Source organism: Pseudomonas xanthosomatis, assembly GCF_019139835.1.
Taxonomy (GTDB): domain Bacteria; phylum Pseudomonadota; class Gammaproteobacteria; order Pseudomonadales; family Pseudomonadaceae; genus Aquipseudomonas; species Aquipseudomonas fakonensis.
On record NZ_CP077075.1, the window covers coordinates 5,202,416 to 5,223,953 of the forward strand.

At 64.0% G+C, this 21,538-nt stretch carries 10 protein-coding genes, 1 tRNA gene and 1 pseudogene; 7 read left to right on the forward strand and 5 right to left on the reverse strand.

Annotated elements, in window-relative coordinates; translation table 11 throughout:
- Nucleotides 1–27: 27 nt before the first annotated feature.
- On the reverse strand, nt 28–1,086 hold the full coding sequence (nadA, locus tag KSS93_RS22940) for a quinolinate synthase NadA (RefSeq protein WP_217839878.1): 1,059 nt from the start codon (nt 1,084–1,086) through the stop codon (nt 28–30).
- Nucleotides 1,087–1,376: 290 nt separating this feature from the next.
- Entirely contained in the window at nt 1,377–2,891 is a 1,515-nt protein-coding gene (locus KSS93_RS22945; protein ID WP_217886114.1) for a YdgA family protein, read from the reverse strand.
- Between the two features lie 526 nt (nt 2,892–3,417).
- Between KSS93_RS22945 and KSS93_RS22950 the strand changes: the two genes are divergently transcribed.
- The 7 genes and pseudogenes from KSS93_RS22950 to KSS93_RS22975 all read left to right on the forward strand — a co-directional run bounded on the left by KSS93_RS22950 (nt 3,418) and on the right by KSS93_RS22975 (nt 17,629).
- Entirely contained in the window at nt 3,418–4,767 is a 1,350-nt protein-coding gene (locus tag KSS93_RS22950; RefSeq protein ID WP_217886115.1) for an APC family permease, read from the forward strand.
- A gap of 278 nt (nt 4,768–5,045) precedes the next feature.
- Nucleotides 5,046–6,035 (forward strand): annotated as a pseudogene (locus KSS93_RS27035) (cache domain-containing protein); the annotation flags it as partial.
- A 102-nt stretch (nt 6,036–6,137) separates the two neighbouring features.
- The gene (locus tag KSS93_RS27040; protein WP_437182138.1) at nt 6,138–6,893 is read left to right on the forward strand and encodes a methyl-accepting chemotaxis protein; all 756 of its coding nucleotides are present in this window, start codon (nt 6,138–6,140) and stop codon (nt 6,891–6,893) included.
- 357 nt (nt 6,894–7,250) lie between these two features.
- The gene (locus tag KSS93_RS26745; RefSeq protein ID WP_217886117.1) at nt 7,251–13,115 is read left to right on the forward strand and encodes a calcium-binding protein; all 5,865 of its coding nucleotides are present in this window, start codon (nt 7,251–7,253) and stop codon (nt 13,113–13,115) included.
- 149 nt (nt 13,116–13,264) lie between these two features.
- The gene (locus KSS93_RS22965) at nt 13,265–14,989 is read left to right on the forward strand and encodes a type I secretion system permease/ATPase (protein WP_217886118.1); all 1,725 of its coding nucleotides are present in this window, start codon (nt 13,265–13,267) and stop codon (nt 14,987–14,989) included.
- Nucleotides 14,986–16,317 carry an HlyD family type I secretion periplasmic adaptor subunit gene (locus KSS93_RS22970; RefSeq protein ID WP_217886119.1) on the forward strand — a complete coding sequence of 444 codons (1,332 nt, stop codon included), beginning with the start codon at nt 14,986–14,988 and terminating at the stop codon, nt 16,315–16,317. Before KSS93_RS22965 ends, KSS93_RS22970 begins: the two co-directional genes overlap by 4 nt.
- A gap of 1 nt (nt 16,318) precedes the next feature.
- Entirely contained in the window at nt 16,319–17,629 is a 1,311-nt protein-coding gene (locus KSS93_RS22975; RefSeq protein WP_217886120.1) for a TolC family protein, read from the forward strand.
- A 202-nt stretch (nt 17,630–17,831) separates the two neighbouring features.
- On the opposite strand, the gene KSS93_RS22980 is transcribed toward KSS93_RS22975, so the two are convergent.
- From KSS93_RS22980 to queC, 3 genes are all read right to left on the reverse strand, one after another.
- The gene (locus tag KSS93_RS22980; RefSeq protein WP_217886121.1) at nt 17,832–20,561 is read right to left on the reverse strand and encodes a beta strand repeat-containing protein; all 2,730 of its coding nucleotides are present in this window, start codon (nt 20,559–20,561) and stop codon (nt 17,832–17,834) included.
- A 161-nt stretch (nt 20,562–20,722) separates the two neighbouring features.
- Nucleotides 20,723–20,798: transfer RNA gene (locus KSS93_RS22985), tRNA-Lys, on the reverse strand.
- Nucleotides 20,799–20,859: 61 nt separating this feature from the next.
- The gene (gene queC, locus KSS93_RS22990) at nt 20,860–21,534 is read right to left on the reverse strand and encodes a 7-cyano-7-deazaguanine synthase QueC (protein WP_217839884.1); all 675 of its coding nucleotides are present in this window, start codon (nt 21,532–21,534) and stop codon (nt 20,860–20,862) included.
- Nucleotides 21,535–21,538 lie beyond the last annotated feature (4 nt).

Consider the following 21,538-nt stretch of genomic DNA (forward strand, 5'->3'; position numbering starts at 1 on the left):
CTGACACTTGCGCAGAATCAGAGGGCCTCAGGCGTTACCCGACACCTTCATCCGCGCCGCCTGGGTGAAGTCGAGCATGCGGTTCAGCGGCTTGATCGCCTTGGGAATCAGCGCCGGCTCCACGAAGATCTCGTTGCTGCCGGTGCGCAGGCAGTCGAGCACCCGCTCCAGGGTGTTCATGGCCATCCACGGGCAGTGCGCGCAGCTGCGGCAGGCCGCGCCGTTGCCGGCGGTAGGGGCTTCGATGAACTCTTTGTCCGGGCACAACTGCTGCATCTTGTAGAAGATGCCGCGGTCGGTGGCGACGATGAACTGCTTGTTCGGCAGGGTCTGCGCGGCCTTGATCAGTTGGCTGGTGGAACCCACCGCATCGGCCAGGTCGATTACCGATTCCGGCGACTCGGGGTGCACCAGGATGGCGGCATCCGGGTACAGCGCCTTCATGTCGGCCAACTGGCGCGACTTGAACTCTTCATGGACGATGCACGCACCATCCCAAAGCAGCATGTCGGCACCGGTTTTCTTCTGGATATAGCGGCCCAGGTGCTGGTCCGGGCCCCAGATGATGGTCTCGCCGTTGTCCATCAGGCTCTCGACGATCTCCAGCGCGCAGCTGGAGGTAACCACCCAGTCGGCACGGGCTTTGACCGCCGCCGAGGTGTTGGCGTACACCACCACGGTGCGCTCGGGGTGCTGGTCGCAGAAGGCCGAGAAAGCCTCAACCGGGCAGCCCAGGTCGAGCGAGCAGGTGGCTTCGAGGGTCGGCATCAGCACGCGCTTGTGCGGGGTGAGGATTTTTGCGGTCTCGCCCATGAAACGTACGCCGGCCACGACCACGGTATCGGCCTCGTGGTTCTTGCCGAAGCGGGCCATTTCCAGCGAGTCGGACACACAACCACCGGTCTCTTCGGCCAGGGCCTGGATCACCGGGTCGCAATAAAAGTGCGCCACCAGCACGGCGTTCTGCTTTTTCAGCTCTGCGGCGATGGCCGCACGGTAATCGGCCTCCTGCGCGGGCGTCAGCGGGTGCGGCTGCTTGGCGTCGAGGTGGGCCTGAACCAACAGGCGTTCGGAAATCTGGGTCATGATCGCGGGACCTGGGGGCGCTTGGGCGCGTCAGTCGAGAGTATCACCCGGCCCTGGCAGATCGGCTAATGGCGCCGGACGGCCAGCCTGGGCGGGCCCTCCCGGCCCCTCTGCGGGCACGGATTATTATCGGACGGCGAAGGCTACAGGCAATCGGGGCGATGCAAAAGGGGTTTTTGCACAGGCCATGCAAACGCAATCGCGGGGCAAGCCCGCTGCCACGCAACGCCCGGTTTGAGGCTGCTGCGTGGCAGCGGGCTTGCCCCGCGATCTGGGGGGCTGCGCGCTCGTCAGCCCTGCGGCTGCAAGGCCGCCAGGTGGCCACTGATCAGCATGGCGAACTCTTCAACGGTCATTTTCTTGCCGTTGAAGTCGACCATGCCGTCGGCGTATTGCAGGCTGGTCACCACGTCGTTGCCCTGCACCGTGGCCATGCCGCTCTGCAGCGCCATCATGCCGACCATCTCACCGGCCTGGCTGGACTGCCGGGCAATCGCCTGGGCGTCGGTTTCACCGCCCAGCAGCGCCTGCAGGGTGGCCAAATCACCGACCATCGGCTTGGACACGCTGAGCTTGCTGTGCAGGCGGCTGACCAGTTGCTTGCCCAGCTGGTCAGGCGGCAGGTCGAACGAGGTGGGGTTGGCAAAATCCATGGCCAGGTTGAAGTGGCTCTCGCCGTTGGCGGTCTTGAACGCCAGCTTTTCCAGGGCGAACTGCGGCTTGCCGGCCAGCAGTTGCTGCAGGTCGGCCTGCACCTTGGCTTTTTCTTCCGGGGTCATGTCCAGCGCCGGCAGCCCCGCGCCTTCGGCGGCAGCTTGCTGCACTTCCGGCAGGCGGCTCTGGTACCACTGCATCAGCGACTGCATGGACGGGATGTCGATGGACTTCATGGTGAAGACCATCTCGCCGCTGCCAACCTTGCGCCCGGCGTAGGTGATATCGCCAACCTTGTATTCCAGGCGCCCGGACAGCTTGTCCTTGGCATCGCCATCGGCGCTGTACAGGTTGTTCTGCTGCAGGTCCTCGAGCACCAGCACTTCCTGCTTGGGCCCGCTGGTCACCTGTACGTTGGCCAGGGCCAGGTCGATGTTGCCGACGTAAATCATGTCGTGGGCGGTCTGGCTGAGCTTGCCGCCCAGCTTGAAGCCCTTGAGCAGCACCTTGACTGGGGTATCCTGAGCATCGGCAAAGTTCAGCTCCAGGCTGCCCATGTTGCCGTGCACCTCGGCCGCCTTGCCTTCCTGGTCACCGCTCACCAGCAGTTGCATGCCGGAGAAATCGACGACCTTCTGGCCATCCTGCTCGAGCTTGACCGGCGCCAGGCGGATGTCGCTTTCGACATGGCCGCCATAGCCCAGGCTGATCTGGCCGCTGACCGGCGGCTGGTCGCCGGCGGCGGCGAACCAGTCGGCGGTGTTGTCATCCTTTTCCAGCGCACTGTTGCTGGTAGCCATCACCGGCATCAGCTTGAACGCCTTGACCCGCGACCAAGGGAACGGGCCGTGCTCGATCTGGTCGACCACGCCGACGTCGAAGTTCAGCTTCTCCACCTCGCCCAGCTGGATATCCTGCGCCTTCAGGCGGTAGTGCGCGGTGCTGGTGAAGAAGTGCTGGTCGAGCGAGACCAGCTCGATGGTCATGCTGCCACCGGTACCCACCAAGGCTTTCTTCAGCTCGGCGTTGCCATTGGCGATGGAGCGCTCAAGCTCCGCCGGCAGTTGCTTGCCGGTATACCAGGCGCCAGCGGTGGTTGCGACGGCGATGGCAATGGCCAGACCGGAAAGGATGCCTGTTGATTTCTTCATGAATTGAACCGATTGCTGTCCATAAGGGCGCAGGCCAGGGAGTTGCCGCGCGGTGGTTGAAGAATATCCCATAGGCTGTAGTGACTGCACCGACCCGACTGTCTGCAGGAGCCGGATTGCGGGCGAGAGGCCCTGAAGTCGTAAATTTTAACGGACACCGACATCGACTATTACGCCATACCCTTTAAAAATATCAGTGCATTTCGGCCAAATTAACCGATTCACCTTCTAATCCCCCATCACTCTGTCATGTTTAACTTGACACCTCCCTAGGCATCGTTTTTTATTCCCCCCACCTTGCAAGCGCCCCATTCCACGAAGAAGAACAACGCGCCGTCATGATCCCGCCACGCCCCGCCCAGCACGCGCCGCCTTCCTCGTCCCGGCCCTGCCAGCCCTGACACCAGCGCCCTCCCCGCGCACCTCGCAGCTCCTCCATAAAAGGTGAACAACATGGAGCCAACCCGCTCGACCTTGCCGTGCCCGCCGTTCGTGCCCGCAGCCCCGCAACAGGAGTGCCGCCCGCATGCATGACCACAGCGCCACCGGCAACGGCCAGTTCCGTAAATCCCTGCGCCTCTGGCACGTGGTGATCATCGGCCTGGCCTACCTCACCCCGATGACCGTGTTCGACACCTTCGGCATCGTCTCCGGCATCACCGCCGGGCACGTGCCCAGTGCCTACATCCTGGCCCTGGCCGGGGTGCTGTTCACCGCGGTGAGCTACGGCACTCTGGTTCGGCGCTTCCCGCAGTCCGGTTCGGCCTACACCTACACACAGCGCGCGATCAACCCGCACGTGGGCTTTCTGGTGGGCTGGTCGTCGCTGCTGGACTACCTGCTGCTGCCGATGGTCAACGCGCTGCTGGCCAAGCTGTACCTGTCGGCGATGTTCCCCGAGGTCCCGGAGTGGGCCTGGGTGGTCGGCTTCGTCACCCTGATCAGCCTGATCAACATGCGCAGCATCAACCTGGTGGCGCATTTCAACTTGCTGTTCGTGCTGGTGCAGGTGGCCATCATGAGCGTGTTCGTCTACCTCTGCGTGCGTGGCCTGGATCAGGGAGAGGGCCTGGGCACCGCGTGGAGCCTGACACCGTTCGTCGACGACAAGACCCAGTTCGCCGCCCTGGCGGCCGGGGCGACCATCCTGTGCTTCTCGTTCCTGGGCTTCGATGCGGTCACCTGCCTGTCGGAAGAAACCCGCGACCCGGGCAAGACCATCCCCAAGGCGATCTTCCTCACCGCGCTGATCGGCGGGGTGATGTTCATCGGCGTGTCGTACTTCATCCAGGCCTACTTCCCGACCATGCAGCGTTTCCACGACCAGGAAGCGGCGCTGCCGGAAATCGCCCTGTATGTCGGTGGCAAGCTGTTCCAGTCGGTGTTCATCGCCTGCACCGTGATCAACACCATCGCCTCGGGCCTGGCCTCGCAGACCAGCGTGTCGCGCCTTTTGTACGTGATGGGCCGCGACAACGTGCTGCCGGCCGGGGTGTTTGCCCGCCTGCACCCGCGCTTCAAGACCCCGGTGCTGAACATCATCGTGGTCGGCCTGATTTCGCTGTCGGCGATCTTCTTCGACCTGGTCACCGCCACCTCGGTGATCAACTTCGGCGCGCTGGTGGCATTCAGCTTCGTCAACCTGTCGGTGATCAACCACTGCTTCCTGCGCGAAGGCTTGCGCCAGGGGCTGGCGAACAAGATGAAGTACCTGGTGCTGCCGACCATCGGCTTTTGCATCATCGTTTCGCTGTGGCTGGACCTGAACGAGCACTCGCTGCTGTTCGGCGGGGTCTGGGCAGCGCTTGGCGTGCTGTACCTGGGCTGGCTGACCAAGGCCTTCCGCGTCGCGCCGCCTAACTACATCGCTGAATGAACCCACCCACGCCCGCCTGACCGCGGGCGTGCTGCTTTCAGACCGTGAAGGATCCGCCCATGTTGCCGCGCCGCCTCACCATTCAGTGGAAGATCACCCTGCTTGCCGGCCTGTGCCTGCTGGCCATCGTCGCCGTGCTGGTGACCAGCGCGCTGGGCCAGGCCCGGCGCAGCGCTGCGCTGGTCAGCCAGGCCAGCACCGAAATGCTCGAACACAGCGCCCGTCTGCGCCTTGAGGCCCACGCCGAAACCCAGGCGCTGCGCATTCAGCGCTACTTCATGGACGCCTACCAGTACGGCAACGGCTTTGCCCGCCTGGTGCAGGTGCTCAAGCAAAAAGGCGCCAGCGACCTGCGCGCCGACCTGACCCGCCAGGCCCAGGCAAGCCTGGCCGGCAACCCCGACATCATCGGCCTGTACCTGGTGTTCCAGCCCAACGCCCTGGACCACCAGGACAGCCAGTTCATCGGCGCCGATGCCACCGGCAGCAACGAGACCGGGCGCTTCTCGCTATATTGGTCGCAACCCAGCCCCGGCGCCCTGGAGCAGGAAGCCATGCCCGAGTCGATGCTCGGCGACGCCAGCCTGGGCAGCAACGGCATCGCCAAGAACCGCTGGCTGACCTGCCCGCTGGAGAGCGGCCGGCCGTGCATGCTCGAACCCTACCTGGACGACGTCAACGGCCAGCAGGTGTTGATGACCAGCATCGCCCTGCCACTGCTCGAGGCGGGCAAGGTGGTGGGTGTGGTGGGCCTGGACATCGGCCTGAACAACCTGCAGCAACTGAGCCTGGCCGGGCGCCAGGAGCTGTTCGACGGCAAGGGCCAGGTGAGCATCGTCAGCCCCGCCGGCCTGCTGGCCGGGCACAGCCTGGATGCCGCCAAGCTGGGCCGGGCCCTCAACCAGGACACGGCGCAAGGCATGCTGCGGGTCGCCCACCCGTTCGCGCCAATCCCCGGCGCCGCGCCCTGGCAGGTGTTGCTGGAACTGCCAGACAGCGTGCTGCAAGCCCCCGCTGTGGCCCTCAACCAGCGCCTGAACGAACACAACCGCAGCGCCAACCTGACCAGCCTGCTGGTGGGCCTGGGCGCCGCCGTGCTGGGCCTGTTGCTGGTGTGGCTGACCGCCCGCGGGGTAACCCGTCCGATCCTCGCCGTGGCCGCGCGCCTGAAGGACATCGCCAGTGGCGAAGGCGACCTGACCCGCCGCCTGGACTACGCCCGCGACGACGAACTGGGCCAGCTCAGCAGTTGGTTCAACCGCTTCCTCGACAAGCTGCAACCGGTGATCGCCCAGGTCAAAGGCTCGCTCGGCGAAGCCCGCGGCACGGCTGACCAGTCGGCGCTGATCGCCAGCCAGACCAGCGCCGGCATGCAGCAGCAGCACCGCGAGATCGAGCAGGTGGCCACGGCCGCCAACGAGATGAGCGCCACCGCCCAGGATGTGGCGCGCAACGCCTCGCAGGCCGCCCACGCTGCCCGTGGCGCCGACCAGGCCACCCGCGAAGGCCTCGACCTGGTGGGCGCCGCCGGCCAGGCCATCGAGCGCCTGGCCGGCGGCATGGATGCGGCCATGGAGCAAGCCCGCGCGCTGGAAAGCAGCAGCGAGCAGATTGGTTCGGTGCTGGAGGTGATCCGCGCCATTGCCGAACAGACCAACCTGCTGGCCCTCAACGCCGCCATCGAGGCCGCCCGCGCCGGCGAGGCCGGGCGTGGCTTTGCGGTGGTGGCCGACGAGGTACGCAACCTGGCCCAGCGCACGCAAGTGTCGGTGAAGGAGATACGCCAGGTGATCGAAGGCCTGCAGCAAGGCACCCATGACGTGGTCGGCGCCATGCAGGGCAGCCAGCGCCAGGCCCAGGACAGCGCCGCGCAGATGGCGCTGACGTTGCCGGCGTTGCAGCGCATCGGCGAGGCAGTGGCGGTGATCAGCGACATGAACCTGCAAATCGCCTCCGCCGCCGAAGAACAAAGCGCCGTGGCCGAGGAGGTGAACCGCAACGTGGCGGGCATTCGCGACGTTACCGAGTCGTTGTCTGGCCAGGCCGAGGAGTCGGCGCACATCAGCCAGGCGCTGAACCGCCTGGCCAACCAGCAGCAGGCGTTGATGGAGCAATTTCGCGTCTGAGCACGTAGTCGCGCCGTTGCTCACCTGTGCACGAGCGGCCTTATGCCGCTCGTTGCTTCAGGATGCTTGCATCGCGAGCCCCCCCTCCTTCACCGATACCTGAGCGATAGCTGTCATTGCATCCTAGCTTTACACAGCTTAACAAAATGGCAGAATGCCATGACTCAGGAATGCCTTTGCGCAATAGACAGCTTCCCGCACCACACTTCCTGGTTTTTCCGAATACCCCGCGACCGCCCCATCCCGCCCCCTGGCACGTATGCCGGGTTCGATCATGCATGGAAATGGATTATGAGCACCCCGGATCAGAAAACTTCGAACACTATCCTGGCATCAGGCGCAGTCGACGGGCCTGGCATGGCTGCACTTAGCGACAACGGCTATGTGCTGACCTGGAGCTCCGACAGCAATACGTTCGAAGGCGTCGTTGCAGCTCGGTACAGCGCCGATGGCACCCTGCTGCAGCGCACTGAAATAGCTAGCGATGATGTCGACGACCCATCGGTTACTGCTTTGGCCAACGGCCAGTTCATCGTTGCCTGGACTTCGGAAGACGACGATGCGGGTACCGGCAGTGTCTACACCCAACTGTTCGATTCAAACGGCAATGCGGTTGGCTCGCCTGCCCTGGTCGCCACTGCTCGCTACGAACTCGAGGACGCCAAAGTTCACGTACTGGCAACCAACAAGTACATCGTGACCTGGGGTGAAACCCACTCCAACGGAGGCGATTTCGACCCAGCTACAGCAGACCTCAAAGCCGTGGTTTACACCAATGGGAAGGGCGGGACGGTCCAGACATTGCTCAAAGGCGACATCAACGAAGGTGAGGCCGATGACGTTTCGCTCTTCAGCAGCGGCGGCAAGCTGTGGATCAGCTACAGCCTGCAAAAAGATGTCTACGACAGTAACAACATGATCATCTCGAGCACCTCGACTCTTACTGTTGCGCAGATCAACAGCAGCGGCGCGGCCATTGCCGGCACCACCCAGGAACTGGGCCAGGTGGTCTCGAACTACGTCAATGCCAACGCCGCATATTACAACGTGATTCAAACCGGTACCGGCTTCCTGGTGACCTGGGTCGACAACAGCGCTACCGGCCCTAACCGTGTTATTCATCTGCAGCAGTACAATGAGCAATTCGTCTCTGTAGGCACCCCGACGGAAATCGCCAGCGACAGCTCAATCAACGGCGGTATCGCTCATGCACTGCCCGGCGGTGGCTATCTGCTCGCGTGGAACGACTACACCGGTGGAGCGTCAGAGGTGCATGCCCAGCGCTTTAACGCAGATGGCACGGCGATCGACGAAACGCCGATTCTGGTAGCAACCACCACTGAATCCGAATCTCTCTGGGACACTCCGACCGTCACTGTACGCAACGACGGCAGCATGGTGATCAGTTGGGTTACTGGTGGAGAGGACGGCACCGTCCTGCATGCTCAGCAAGTCAACGCACAGGGCGACCTCTACGGCAACATCGACACTGGCGTCCTGCCGGTCACCGACACGTCCCAGTTCGACGGCAATATGGGCGACTACAGCTTCTCCGACGACGGTGACGGCCACATCATCGTCAAGGGCGCCCAGGGCTCGATCATCACCACTGCTCAAAGCCTGCAATTCAACGATGGCACACTGACCGTAAAAGGTGGCCCTTTCGCCAACGAAAGCGGCAACGTAGTCTCCATGGAGCCGGCGTCCACTGCACTGTCCAGCGGTGGTTACGTCATCCTTTGGGAGCAGACCACTGCACCAGGCCAGGCCAGCGAAATCTGGTTGCAACGGTATGATCTGAACCAGGATTTGCTTTCCAGCGAAAAGCTCCCAGGCGTCAATGGTAGTAACCCGTTCGTGACAACCAGTGACGACGGTTTTGTGGTGGGCTGGACGACCGATACTTATACGCTGACCCTTCAAGCCTACGACAAGAATGGTCAGGCCAGCGGTAACTCCATCGCTATCGGTACTCAGGACAACGACAATTCATCGGTCCACATGGGTAACGGCTCGCTCACGGTGCTTGAAAACGGCAATTGGGTCATCGCCTGGAATGAAGAGACCCAGGCGTTCGATGAACACAACGTGTTTCACGAAGCGGGCGAAGTGTTCATCCAGTTAATCAACCCGAAAACCCTCGAATTGATCGGCGATCCTATTTCCGTCGATGCCAAAGCCAGCGACGACAGCATCTACGCCGAGGAACCGGTCGTAACAGCCCTGCGCGATGGGAACTTCGTGGTTGTGTGGGAGCGCGAGACTGACAAGACCGATGACGTCGACATCTATATGCAGCGCTACAGCGCCGACGGCGTGGCATTAGGTGGTAACACCCTGGTCAACACCACCACAGCGGGTCAACAGAAGGGCGCAGCGGTCGACGTTCTCAACGACGGCAGCTTCGTGGTGACTTGGACCAGCATCAAGTACAACGCCGATGAACAGCCGATCAGCGGCGATGTCTTCATGCAGCGCTACAGTGCCAATGGGGTCAAGCTGGGCAAAGAGACCCAAGTCAGCGTTTCGAGCAAGGAAATCCATGGCGAGCCGGCGATTACCGCACTCAATGCTGACGGCTACGTCATCACCTGGGCTACCTACGATGAAGGCTCGCACGAAGTATCCAACCTTTACGCGCAGGTCTACGACAAGAACGGCGTGAAGATCAGCAGCCTCTTGAAGATCGCCTCCGACAAAGTCAACGACCTATTCCCTGTGGTCGCAGCCACGGACGATGGCGGCTTCATCGTCACCTGGGAGTCGCTGTCCAGGGACGGTAACGACAACAACCTCAATTCCTCAGGGGACATCTATAGCCAGCGTTTCGACGCCACCGGCAACTCGATCGGACTGGTCGGCGAAAATGACAACACGATTGTCTGGACAGGTGATAAGCCTGTGAACATTACCGCCGAAGGAGGTGACAATATCCTAACTGGCGGTAATGGCAACGACACTATCGCTGGCGCTGCTGGCAATGACATCCTTGATGGCGGAGCGGGCGCCGATAGCTTGATTGGCGGCAACGGCAACGACATTTTTATCGTCGACAACGTTGGGGACCTGGTCGTCGAAAACTATGACGAAGGTATCGACACTGTTCGCTCCTCGATCACCTGGAGCCTTGGAGCCAGCCTGGAAAACCTTGAACTCACCGGCAATGCGGCGATCAACGGCACCGGCAACGAGCTGGACAACGTGCTGATCGGCAACAGCGCCAAGAACGTCCTGACCGGCGGCGCGGGCAACGACACCCTCGACGGCGGCGCCGGGATCGACACCCTGGTCGGCGGCACCGGTGACGACACCTACATCGTCGACCTGCTGGTCAAGGGCACCGGCACCAAGGCCACCGTGGCCCTGGAAGACACCATCACCGAAAAAGCCAACGAAGGCAGCGACACCCTGCAACTGCGCATGGGCGCCGATGTCATCGCCAGCTTCACCGGCAACGCTTCGATCACCCTCGCCGCCAACTTGGAAAACTTCGACGCCAGCCAGACCGGCGCGCTGAAGATCAACCTGACCGGCAACGCTGCCGACAACGTGCTCACCGGCAACGACGGCGACAACCTGCTGGACGGCAAGGGCGGCGTCGACACCCTGATCGGCGGCAAGGGCGACGACACCTACGTGATCGACGACGCCCGCGAGCTGGGCCTGCTCGTGGAAAATGCCGACGAAGGCAACGACACCCTGCAGATCACCTACCGCAACCTGTCCAAGACCGAGGCGCAGCTGGTTGACCTGTCCAGCGCATCCTTGCTCAACGTCGAGAACGTCACCGTCACCGGTACCGGCCTGTTCGACATCACCGGCAATGCCGGCGACAACGTGCTGACCGGCAACGCCTCGCGCAACGTGATCAGCGCCGGCGACGGCAACGACACCCTCGATGGCAAAGGCGGTGGCGACCGCCTGATCGGCGGCGCCGGCAACGACACGTATTACGTCTACAGTGACAGCGACGAAGTGGTTGAAGCCGCTGACGAAGGCATCGACACCGTGCATGTGATGGGCGCTGGCAAGAACGGCTACACCCTGGCCGCCAACGTCGAAAACGCCATCATCGGCGCCAAAACCGCGATCAACCTGACCGGCAACGAACTGGACAACCAGCTGACCGGCAACGATGCCGCCAACATTCTCGATGGCGGCGCTGGCGCCGACACCCTGATCGGTGGCAAGGGCAACGACACCTACATCGTCGACAACGCAGGCGACGTGGTGGTCGAGCTGGAGAACGAAGGCACCGACACCGTCCGTTCGTCCATCAACTACACCCTGGGCGCCAACCTGGAAAACCTGGTACTGCTCGACGGCGCCAGCAACGGCACCGGCAACGACCTGAAGAACATCATCACCGGCAACAGCGCGGCCAACGTGCTGGACGGCGGCAAGGGCGTGGACACCCTGATCGGCGGTGCCGGTGACGACACCTACATCGTCGACCTGCTGGTCAAGGGCACCGGCACCAAGGCCACCGTGGCCCTGGAAGACACCATCACCGAAAAAGCCAACGAAGGCAGCGATACCCTGGTGCTGCGCATGGACGCAGACACCGTCGCAGGCTTCACCGGCACTGCCTCGCTGACCCTCGCCGCCAACCTGGAAAACCTCGACGCCAGCCAAACCGGCGCGCTGAAGATCAACCTGACCGGCAACGCTGCCGACAACGTGCTCACCGGGAACGACGGCGACAACCTGCTGGACGGCAAGGCTGGCGTCGACACCCTGATCGGCGGCAAGGGCAACGACACCTACGTGATCGACGACGCCCGCGAGCTGGGCCTGCTGGTGGAGAACGCTGACGAAGGCAACGACACCCTGCAGATCACCTACCGCAACCTGTCCAAGACCGAAGCGCAGCTGGTCGACCTGTCCCGCGCATCCTTGCTCAACGTCGAGAACGTCACCGTCACCGGTACCGGCCTGTTCGACATCACCGGCAATGCCGGCGACAACGTGCTGACCGGCAACGCCTCGCGCAACGTGATCAGCGCCGGCAACGGCAACGACACCCTCGATGGCAAAGGCGGTGGCGACCGCCTGATCGGCGGCGCCGGCAACGACACCTACTACGTCTACAGCGACAGCGACGAAGTGGTTGAAGCCGCTGACGAAGGCATCGACACCGTGCATGTGATGGGCGCAGGCAAGAACGGCTACACCCTGGCCGCCAACGTCGAAAACGCCATCATCGGCGCCAAGACCGCGATCAACCTGACCGGCAACGAACTGGACAACCAGCTGACCGGCAACGATGCCGCCAACATTCTCGATGGCGGCGCTGGCGCCGACACCTTGATCGGTGGCAAGGGCAACGACACCTACATCGTCGACAACATTGGCGATGTGGTGATCGAGCTGGCCAACGAAGGCACCGACACCGTCAAGGCCTCGATCGACTACACCCTGGGCGACAACCTCGAGAACCTGGTACTGCTCGACGGCGCACTCAAGGGCACCGGCAACGAGCTGAAAAACACCATCACCGGCAACAGCGCCGACAACGTGCTCGATGGCGGCAAGGGCGTGGACACCTTGATTGGCGGTGAAGGCAACGATACCTACATCGTCGACCTGCTGGTCAAAGGCACTGGCACCAAGGCCACCGTGGCCCTGGAAGACACCATCGTCGAAAAAGCCAACCAGGGCACCGACACCCTCGAACTGCGCATGGACGCCGACGCCATCAGCAGCTTCACCGGCAGCGCCTCGATTACCCTGGGCGCCAACCTGGAGAACCTCGACGCTCGTCAGCTGGGCAACCTGTCGATTAATCTCACCGGCAACGCGGCCGATAACGAGATTTGGGGCAGCACTGGCAACAACCTGCTCAGCGGCGGTGCCGGCAACGACATCCTGCATGCCGGTGACGGTGGCGAGAATGTGCTGATCGGCGGCCTGGGTGCCGACACGATGTACGCCGGCAGCGGCCAGGACACCTTCAAGTTCAATGCCTTGAACGAGATGGGCCTGGGTGACAAGCAGGACGTGATCATCGGCTTTGGTGACGGCGACAAGCTCGATTTCTCGGCGCTGAAGGGCTACAGCTTCGTCGAAGACGGCGAGTTCACCGGCGCCAAGCAGCTGCGCTTCGAAGTCGATGCAGACGGCATCACGGTGTACGGCAACAGCAACGCCGACACCGCGCCGGACTTCTCGATCAAGCTGGTGGGGGTCACCGAACTGCATGCCGACCAGCTGACACTGTAAGCTGCACGCCCTCCCCGCCCCGGCTTGCCGGGGCGGCATCGCCAATGCCCATGGCTGCCGGTCGCTTGCACGCGACGGCCGGCAGCCATGGGCATTGGCACGTTTAACGATCAACGGGGCTTGCACCCCCGCTTTACAGGCAGGCAACCATGGCAACATCCCCCCGCACCGAGCTGGAACAAGCCCTCGCCACCTGCAAGGACAGCTTCCTCTCGGTCGGCTTTTTCAGTTTCTTCGTCAACCTGCTGATGCTGGTGCCGTCGTTCTACATGCTGCAGGTCTACGACCGCGCCGTGGGCAGCGCCAGCGAGTCGACGCTGCTGATGCTGACCCTGATCATGCTGCTGCTGATGGGTACCCTCGGCGCCCTGGAATGGGTGCGCTCGCGCATCATGGTGCGCATCAGCACCCGGCTGGAGACGCTGCTGGGCAAGCGCCTGTTCGATGCAAGCTTTCGCCAGGCCCTGGACAGCGGCGGCATGAACGCCTCGGCCCAGCCACTGAGCGACCTGAGCAGCCTGCGACAGTTCCTCACCGGCAACGGCCTGTTCGCCTTCTTCGACACCCCGTGGATCCCCATCTACCTGGCGGTGATGTTCATGTTCCACCCCTGGTACGGCTGGATGGGCGTGATCAGCGCCCTGCTGCTGGGCCTGCTGGCCTGGTGCAACGAGCGCCTGACCAAGGCGCCGCTGTACAACGCCAACCGCGAGCACATGGCCGCCACCGCCTTCACCAACAAAAGCCTGCGCAACGCCGAGGTGGTGGAGTCGATGGGCATGCTCGGTGACCTGCGCCAGCGCTGGAGCGCGCGGGTGCACAAGGTGCTGAGCCTGCAGAGCGTGGCCAGCGACCGCGCCGGGGCCATCGCCTCGGTGTCACGCACCTTCCGCCAGATCGTGCAGTCGCTGGTGCTGGGCCTGGGCGCCTACCTGACCATCAAACACGAGATCAGCTCGGGCCTGATGATCGCCGGCTCCATCCTGCTGGGCCGGGCGCTGGCGCCCATCGACCAGTTGATCGGCGTGTGGAAGGGCTTCGTCGGCGCCCGTGGGCAGTACGCGCGCCTGCACGAGCTGCTGGAGAAGATCGCCGCCGAACCCGAGCGCATGTCGCTGCCGGCGCCCCAGGGTGCTATCAGCGTGGAAAACCTGTCGGTTGCCGCCCCCGGCAGCCGCACGCCGCTGGTGCGCAGCCTGAGTTTCAAGGTCGCCCCCGGCGAAACCGTCGGCATCATCGGCCCCAGCGGCGCCGGCAAGTCGACCCTGGCCCGCGCCCTGCTGGGGATCTGGCCGGGCCTGGCCGGCACGGTACGCCTGGACGGCGCCGACATCACCCAGTGGCGCCGCGAAGAACTCGGCCCGCACCTGGGCTACCTGCCCCAGGACATCGAGCTGTTCGAAGGCACCATCAGCGAGAACATCGCCCGTTTTGCCCAGGTGGACGCCACCGCCGTGGTGGACGCCGCACGCATGGCCGGGGTGCACGAGATGATCCTGCAACTGCCCCAGGGCTACGACACCGTGATCGGCGCCAACGGCGGCGGGCTGTCCGGCGGCCAGCGCCAGCGCGTGGGCCTGGCCCGGGCCCTGTACCGGGCACCGCGGCTGGTAGTGCTGGACGAGCCGAACTCCAACCTGGATGAAACCGGCGAGCGACTGCTGGCCGAGGCGCTGCTCAAGCTCAAGCAAAGCGGCGCCACAGTGTTCGTCATCACCCACCGCTCCGGTGTACTGGCAGCGGTCGACCGCCTGCTGGTGCTCAACCAGGGCGAACTGAGCCTGTACGGCCCCCGCGACAAGGTGCTCGCCCACCTGCAAAACGCTGCCACCCCGCCCGCGCCGAATGCGCAGGCCATCGGTACCACGCCATGAACCTGAACCTGCAACACCCGGCCGCACCCGCCGAGACCGACGCGCCGCTGCCGGTGGACGACCGCCCGACCCGGCGCATCGGCTACCTGATCGTGCTGGTGACCTTCGGCCTGTTCGGCGGCTGGGCCGCCCTCGCCCCGCTGGACAGCGCCGCCCTGGCCCCCGGCGTGGTCACCGTGAAAAGCTACCGCAAGACCGTGCAGCACCTGGAAGGCGGCATCGTGCGCGAATTGCGCGTGCACGATGGCGATCAGGTCAAGGCCGGCGACGTGCTGCTGGTGCTGGACAACACCCAGGCCCGAGCCGACGCCGAAATGATCCGCAGCCAGCTCATCGCCGCTCAGGCCCTGGAAGAGCGCCTGGTGGCCGAGCGCGACGGCTTGGCCGCGCCGGCCCTACAAGCGCGCCTGAACGCCGACGACCCGCGGGTGCGTGAAGCCCGCGAAAGCGAAGCGCGGATCTTCCAGGCCCGGCGCGCCGCGCTGCTGGGCGAGATCAGCCTGCAACAGAAGACCATCCAGCAGATCCGCGTGCAGATAACCGGCAACCAGGCCATCCGCGCCGAAAAAGAGCGCCTGATCCCAGGCTACGACAGCGAGATCGCCAGCCTCGACGACCTGCTCAAGCAGGGCTACGTCGACAGCCAGCGCCTGCAGGAACGCCAGCGCGACCTGGGCAACATGAAGGCGCAACTGGCCGAATTGCGCTCGGACGCCGCCCGCGCCGAACAGCAGATCGCCGAGGCGCAGTTGAAAATCCTGCAACTGAACAAGACCTTCGCCAGCGAAGTGGCCGAGCAACTGGGCGAAACCCGCAGCAAGGTCTACGACCTCACCGAGCGCCTGGCCGCAGTGCAGGACCGCGACCAGCGCACCGAGGTGCAGGCCCCCGAGGCCGGCATGGTGATGGGCATGACCGTGCACACCTTGGGCGGGGTGATCAGCCCGGGCACACCGCTGATGGACATCGTGCCGGCCAACGAGGAGCTGATCGTCGAGGCGCAGGTCTCGCCCATGGACATCGACCGCATCGTCATCGGCAGCCTGGCCAACATCCGCTTCAGCGCCTTCAAGAGCAGCACCACGCCGGTGATCGAAGGCCGCCTGCTGCAGGTGTCGGCCGACCGCCTGGTGAACAAGGACACCGGCGCCCCCTACTACCTGGCCCGGGTGGCGGTGACCGACAACGGCCACAAGGCCCTCGGCCACCTGGCGCTGCTGCCGGGCATGCCTGCCGAGGTGCTGATCAACACGGGCGCGCGCACCCTGCTGCAGTACCTGGTGCAACCGGCCAGCAACGCCTTCGCCCGCTCGCTGATCGAGGACTGACATGAAGTACCTGATAGCCCTCGGCCTGTGCCTGCCAGGCCTGGCCCTGGCCACCCCGGCGCCGGCGTCCATCGACCTGTGGCAGCTGCAGCAGGAGGCCGCCAGCGCCGACCCGCGGGTGTTGCGTGCCCAGGCGGTGGTGCGCAGCGGTGAAGGCCGCGAACGCGAGGCGCTGGGCCAGATGCTGCCGCAAATCAGCGCCAGCGGCAGTATCAACCGCAGCCGCCGCGACGATGACCTGGGGCGTACCGAATACAACGGCAAGCGCGCGGTGGTCAGCCTCAACCAGGCGATCTACGACCCGCAGGTGTGGCGCAGCTACCAGAAGTTTCGCCAGCTCACCCGCCAGCGCGACTTCGAGGCCGAGGACACCCGCATCCAGGCCAGCATCGACCTGGCCGAGCGCTACTTCGCGGTGCTTGCCGCCGAAGACGAACTGGCCCTGGTGCGCGCCGAACTGGACGCCACCCAAACCGACAACAAGCGCCTGAAGGCTCTGCTTGCCCACAACATGGCTACCACCCAGGACTCGCAGGCCATGCAGGCGCGGGTCGACAACCTGGTGGCCGACGAGATCGAGGCCGCCAACCGCGTGGCCGTGGCCCGCGAGGCCATCTCCGAACTGGTCGGGCGTGACGTGCAGGAGCCGCTCAAGCGCATCGCCAGCAACGCCACCTACACCCTGCCGGCGCAATCGCGGGATTACTGGGAACAGACCGCACTGCGCGAGAACCCCGGTATCAAGGCCCGCGAGCGCAGCCTGGACGCGGCGCAGGCGGCGATTTCCGAAGCCAAGGCCGGGCACCTGCCCAAACTCGGCCTGAGCCTGACGGCGCTGCGCAGCGACATCGGTTATGAGGGCACGCTCACCCCACGCTCGGAGAACTACGTAGCGTCGCTGGATATGCAGGTGCCGTTGTACAGCGGGGGGTCCACCAGTGCACGGGTGGCAAGTTCGATGGGGGATCGCGATGCGGCCGAGCAGGAGCTGGAAGCGTTGCGCCGCCAGGTCAAGCGCGAAACCGCCACCGCCTTTTTGACCATGAACGCCGAGCTGCAACGCATCAAGGCGACGCGGGTGGCCGTGGAATCGACCACTGCCGCCACGCGTTCGGCCCAGGAAGTCTACAAGCGCGGCATCAACACCAGCACCGACGTGCTGTACAGCATTCGCGAGGAGTTCCGCGCCCGCCGCGACCTGCAACAGGCGCAGTACCGCTTCATCACCAGCCTGCTGACCCTGCACCGCTGGCGCGGGCAGTTGACCGACAGTGACATCCGCCGTGCCAATGACTGGTTGGTGGAGCCTTAGCCTGTACCGGCCCTATCGCTGGCAAGCCAGCTCCCACAGGTCCCTGCTAAATCAATGAGTTATGTGCAGTTCTATGAGAGCCGGCTTGCCGGCGATCACCGGCAAAGCCGGTGCCAGCAGGTCAGGCGACGAAATCGGACTACGACAGGGTGCCGCAGCCCATGCAAAGGAAAGTTGTCGCCAGAAAAGCTGTTTGATCAGCTCAAGTCAGGGGCATCAGGTCATCCTGGGTCAAGCTCTTGACACCGGTCAGCACGATCTGGAAATCGGCCTGGTCGTCGTTGTCGAGGGTGCCGTACAACACACCGCCCACCAGCTTGAGCTGGTAGCCGCCGGTGAACGCGGCATCCCCTTGAACCACGCGGAAATCACCCAGGCGGGTGAAATCGAGCAGGTCCTCGCCTGATTTGAAATCGGTGATGGTGTCGCGGGTGTCAAGGGTATTGCCCAACTGGTCGAGCGCGTCGAAACGGAACGCGTCGTGGCCGCGCCCGCCAGTGAACACGTTCTGCGCGCTGTTGCCGGTGAGTACGTTGTCCAGCGTGTTGCCGACCAGGTTGAGGCGCACGCCGGCGTTGGTGTCGCTGATATCCAGGTTGTCGAGGTTGGCGCCCAGGGTGATGGTCTTGGATGCCAGGCCCAGGGTGCCGCCACGTACCAACACGGTATCGACCCCCTCCCCGACCCGTTCGATGATGCTGTCCTGCAGGGCATTGGCCGCAGTGAGGTCGACCAGGTAGGTGTCGTTGCCGACACCGCCCTGCAGCTTGTCCACGCCCGCGCCACCGTCGAGGCGGTTGTCGCTGGCGTTGCCGATGATGGTGTTGTTCAGCGCGTTGCCGGTGCCGTCGATCGGCGCGCTGCCCATCAGGGTGAGGTTCTCGAGGTTGGCGCCCAGGGTGAAGCTGACATGGGCCTGGACCAGGTCGGTGCCCTCGTTCAAGCCCTCGACCACCGTGTCGCCGGCGCCAACCACATAGGTGTCGTTGCCCTTGCCGCCGGTGAGCAGGTTGGCGGCGCTGTTCTGCCAGCCGTCGAGCACGTTGGCCAGGGCGTTGCCGGTGGCGTTGATGGCGTTGCTGCCGGTCAGCGTGAGGTTTTCCAGGGTCGAGCCCTGCAGGTCGAAGCTGATGCTGGAGATGACCGTATCGAGCCCGGCGCTGTCGATGATCACATCACCGATATCGTCGACGTAATAGGTGTCGTTGCCGGCGCCGCCGTTCATGGTATCGGCACCGGCACCGCCATCGAGCACGTTGGCCGCCGCGTTGCCGGTGAGCTGGTTGTTCAGCGCGTTGCCGGTGAGGTCGAAGGCCACGGTGTTGGTCAGTTTGCCGTTCTCGACGTTGGCCCCCAGGGTGTAGCTGCCCTTGGCGACTGCGATGGCGATATTGACCGTGTCGGTGCCTTCGCCGGCCAGCTCCACCACGCTGTCGCCGATGCTGTCGACGTAATAGGTGTCATTGCCTTGGCCGCCGAACATCTGGTCGCTGCCAACGCCACCATTGAGGGTGTCGTTGCCCAGCCCGCCGCGCAGGATGTCGTCACCGGCCAGGCCGCTGAGCAGGTTGTCGGCATCATTGCCGATGAGTTCGTTGCCGGCGGTATTGCCGGTGAGGTTGAGCAGCACCGCGCCGGTTTGCCCGGCGTCGAGGTTTTCAAGGTTGGCACCCAGCACCAGAGTGGCCAGCTTGGCGCCGCTGGTACCACCGGTGACGCGCAAGGTGTCGGTGCCCTGGTTCAGTGCCTCGATGACCTTGTCCTGCAAGGCGTTGGTGGCCGTCAGGCTGACGCTATAGGTGTCGTTGCCGGCACCACCCTGCAGGGTATCCACCCCGTCGCCGCCATCGAGCACGTTGTCGCCGCTGTTGCCGGTGATGACGTTGGCCAGCTCGTTGCCGGTGCCGTTGATGGCGGCGTTGCCGAGCAGGGTGAGGTTTTCGAGGTTGGCGCCCAGGGTGTGGCTGAGGCTGGTCTGCACCAAGTCGATGCCTTCGTTGAACAACTCCACCGCCGTATCGCCTGCGCCGAGCAGGTAGGTGTCGTTGCCCTTGCCGCCGGTGAGCACGTTGGCGGCGCTGTTCTGGGTAGCGTCGAGCAGGTTCGCTGCGGCGTTACCCGTGCCGTTGATGGCCTGGCTGCCGGTGAGTTTCAAGTTTTCCAGGCCTGCGGCCAGGGTGTAGCTGATCGAGGCCTCGACAGTGTCGATACCTGCGCTGTCGATCACCAGGTCGCCGAGGTTGTCCACCACATAGGTGTCGTTGCCCGCACCGCCGTTCAGGGTGTCTGCCCCTAGCCCGCCGTCAAGGCGGTTGGCCGCGGCGTTGCCGGTGAGGGTGTTGTTCAGCGCGTTGCCGGTGAGGTCGAAGGCCACCGCATTGGTCAGCTTGCCGTTCTCGACGTTGGCCCCCAGGGTGTAGCTGCCCTTGGCGACTGCGATGGCGATATTGACCGTATCGATGCCTTCGCCGGCCAGTTCCTGCACCTGGTCACCGATGTTGTCCACCACGTAGGTGTCGTTGCCCACCCCGCCGATCATGATGTCGGCACCGCCGCGGCCGTCGATCAGGTCGTCGCCGGCAAAGCCCAGCAGCGTGTCGTTACCGGTGCTGCCCAGCAGGGTGTCGTTGCCGTCGAGCACGTAGGCGTAGGTTTCCAAGGTATCGCCTTCGGTCATGGCGAACTCGGCCAGCTCTGCCAGGCTTTTGTTCATGCCGGTTGCGCTGTAGACCGTGGCGCCGTTCAGGCGGAAGGTGCTGCTGGTGACCGTGCCGCTGACATAGTCGCCGAAATAGACGAAGCGCCCACCGAAGCTCTGGGTGTGCACACCGTCACTGATGACCATGGATGAGCCGGTGGCCTGGGTGACATCCCAGCTCCAGTCCTGCGGGTCGAGAAAGCTGAAACTGCGGGAAAGGGTGATGGTCGCCATGTCGTTTCGCTCATTCCATTGAATAACGGTGAACGAGCAGACTAGTTGATCCTGGGCCAATGCGGAACTGGCTGGTTGAAACAGCCATGCAGCACGTAGGAAACGGTGAAAGACGCAAACGAAAAAGCCCGCCATGAAGGCGGGCTTTTTCTTACTGCGTATGGTGGGTCGTGTAGGATTCGAACCTACGACCAATTGGTTAAAAGCCAACTGCTCTACCAACTGAGCTAACGACCCGTTGGATGGCGCGTATATTACTGATTTCTCACAGGAAATCAACACCCCATCGGAAATATTTTCAAATATACCGGGTCGGATCCGCTACACCGGCAGCCTTGAAGCCGTCGGCGCGCAGGCGGCAGCTGTCGCACTTGCCGCAGGCGCGGCCGTCATCGTCGGCCTGGTAGCACGAGACCGTCAGGCTGTAATCCACACCGCGGGCCATGCCGGCCTCGACGATCTGCGCCTTGCTCAGGTTCTGCAGCGGTGCCTGAATACGGAAGCCCTGCCCCTCGACACCGGCCTTGGTGGCCAGGTTGGCCATGCGCTCGAAGGCTTCGACGAACTCGGGGCGGCAGTCCGGGTAACCGGAATAGTCCACCGCGTTGACACCAATGAAGATGTCGCGCGCTTCCAGCACCTCGGCCCAACCCAGGGCCAGGGACAGGAACACGGTGTTACGGGCCGGTACGTAGGTGACCGGAATGCCTTCACTCGGCGCCTCTGGCACATCGATGCTGGTGTCGGTCAGGGCCGAACCACCAATGCCATCGAGGTTCAGGCCGATCACCTTGTGCTCGACCACCCCCAGGTCACGGGCCACGCGGGCCGCTGCGTTGAGCTCGGCGCGGTGGCGCTGGCCGTAGTCGAAGCTCATGGTGTAGCAGGCATAGCCTTCGGCCTTGGCCATGGCCACCACGGTGGCCGAGTCCAGGCCACCGGACAGCAGGATTACCGCACGTTTGTCAGTCATGTCT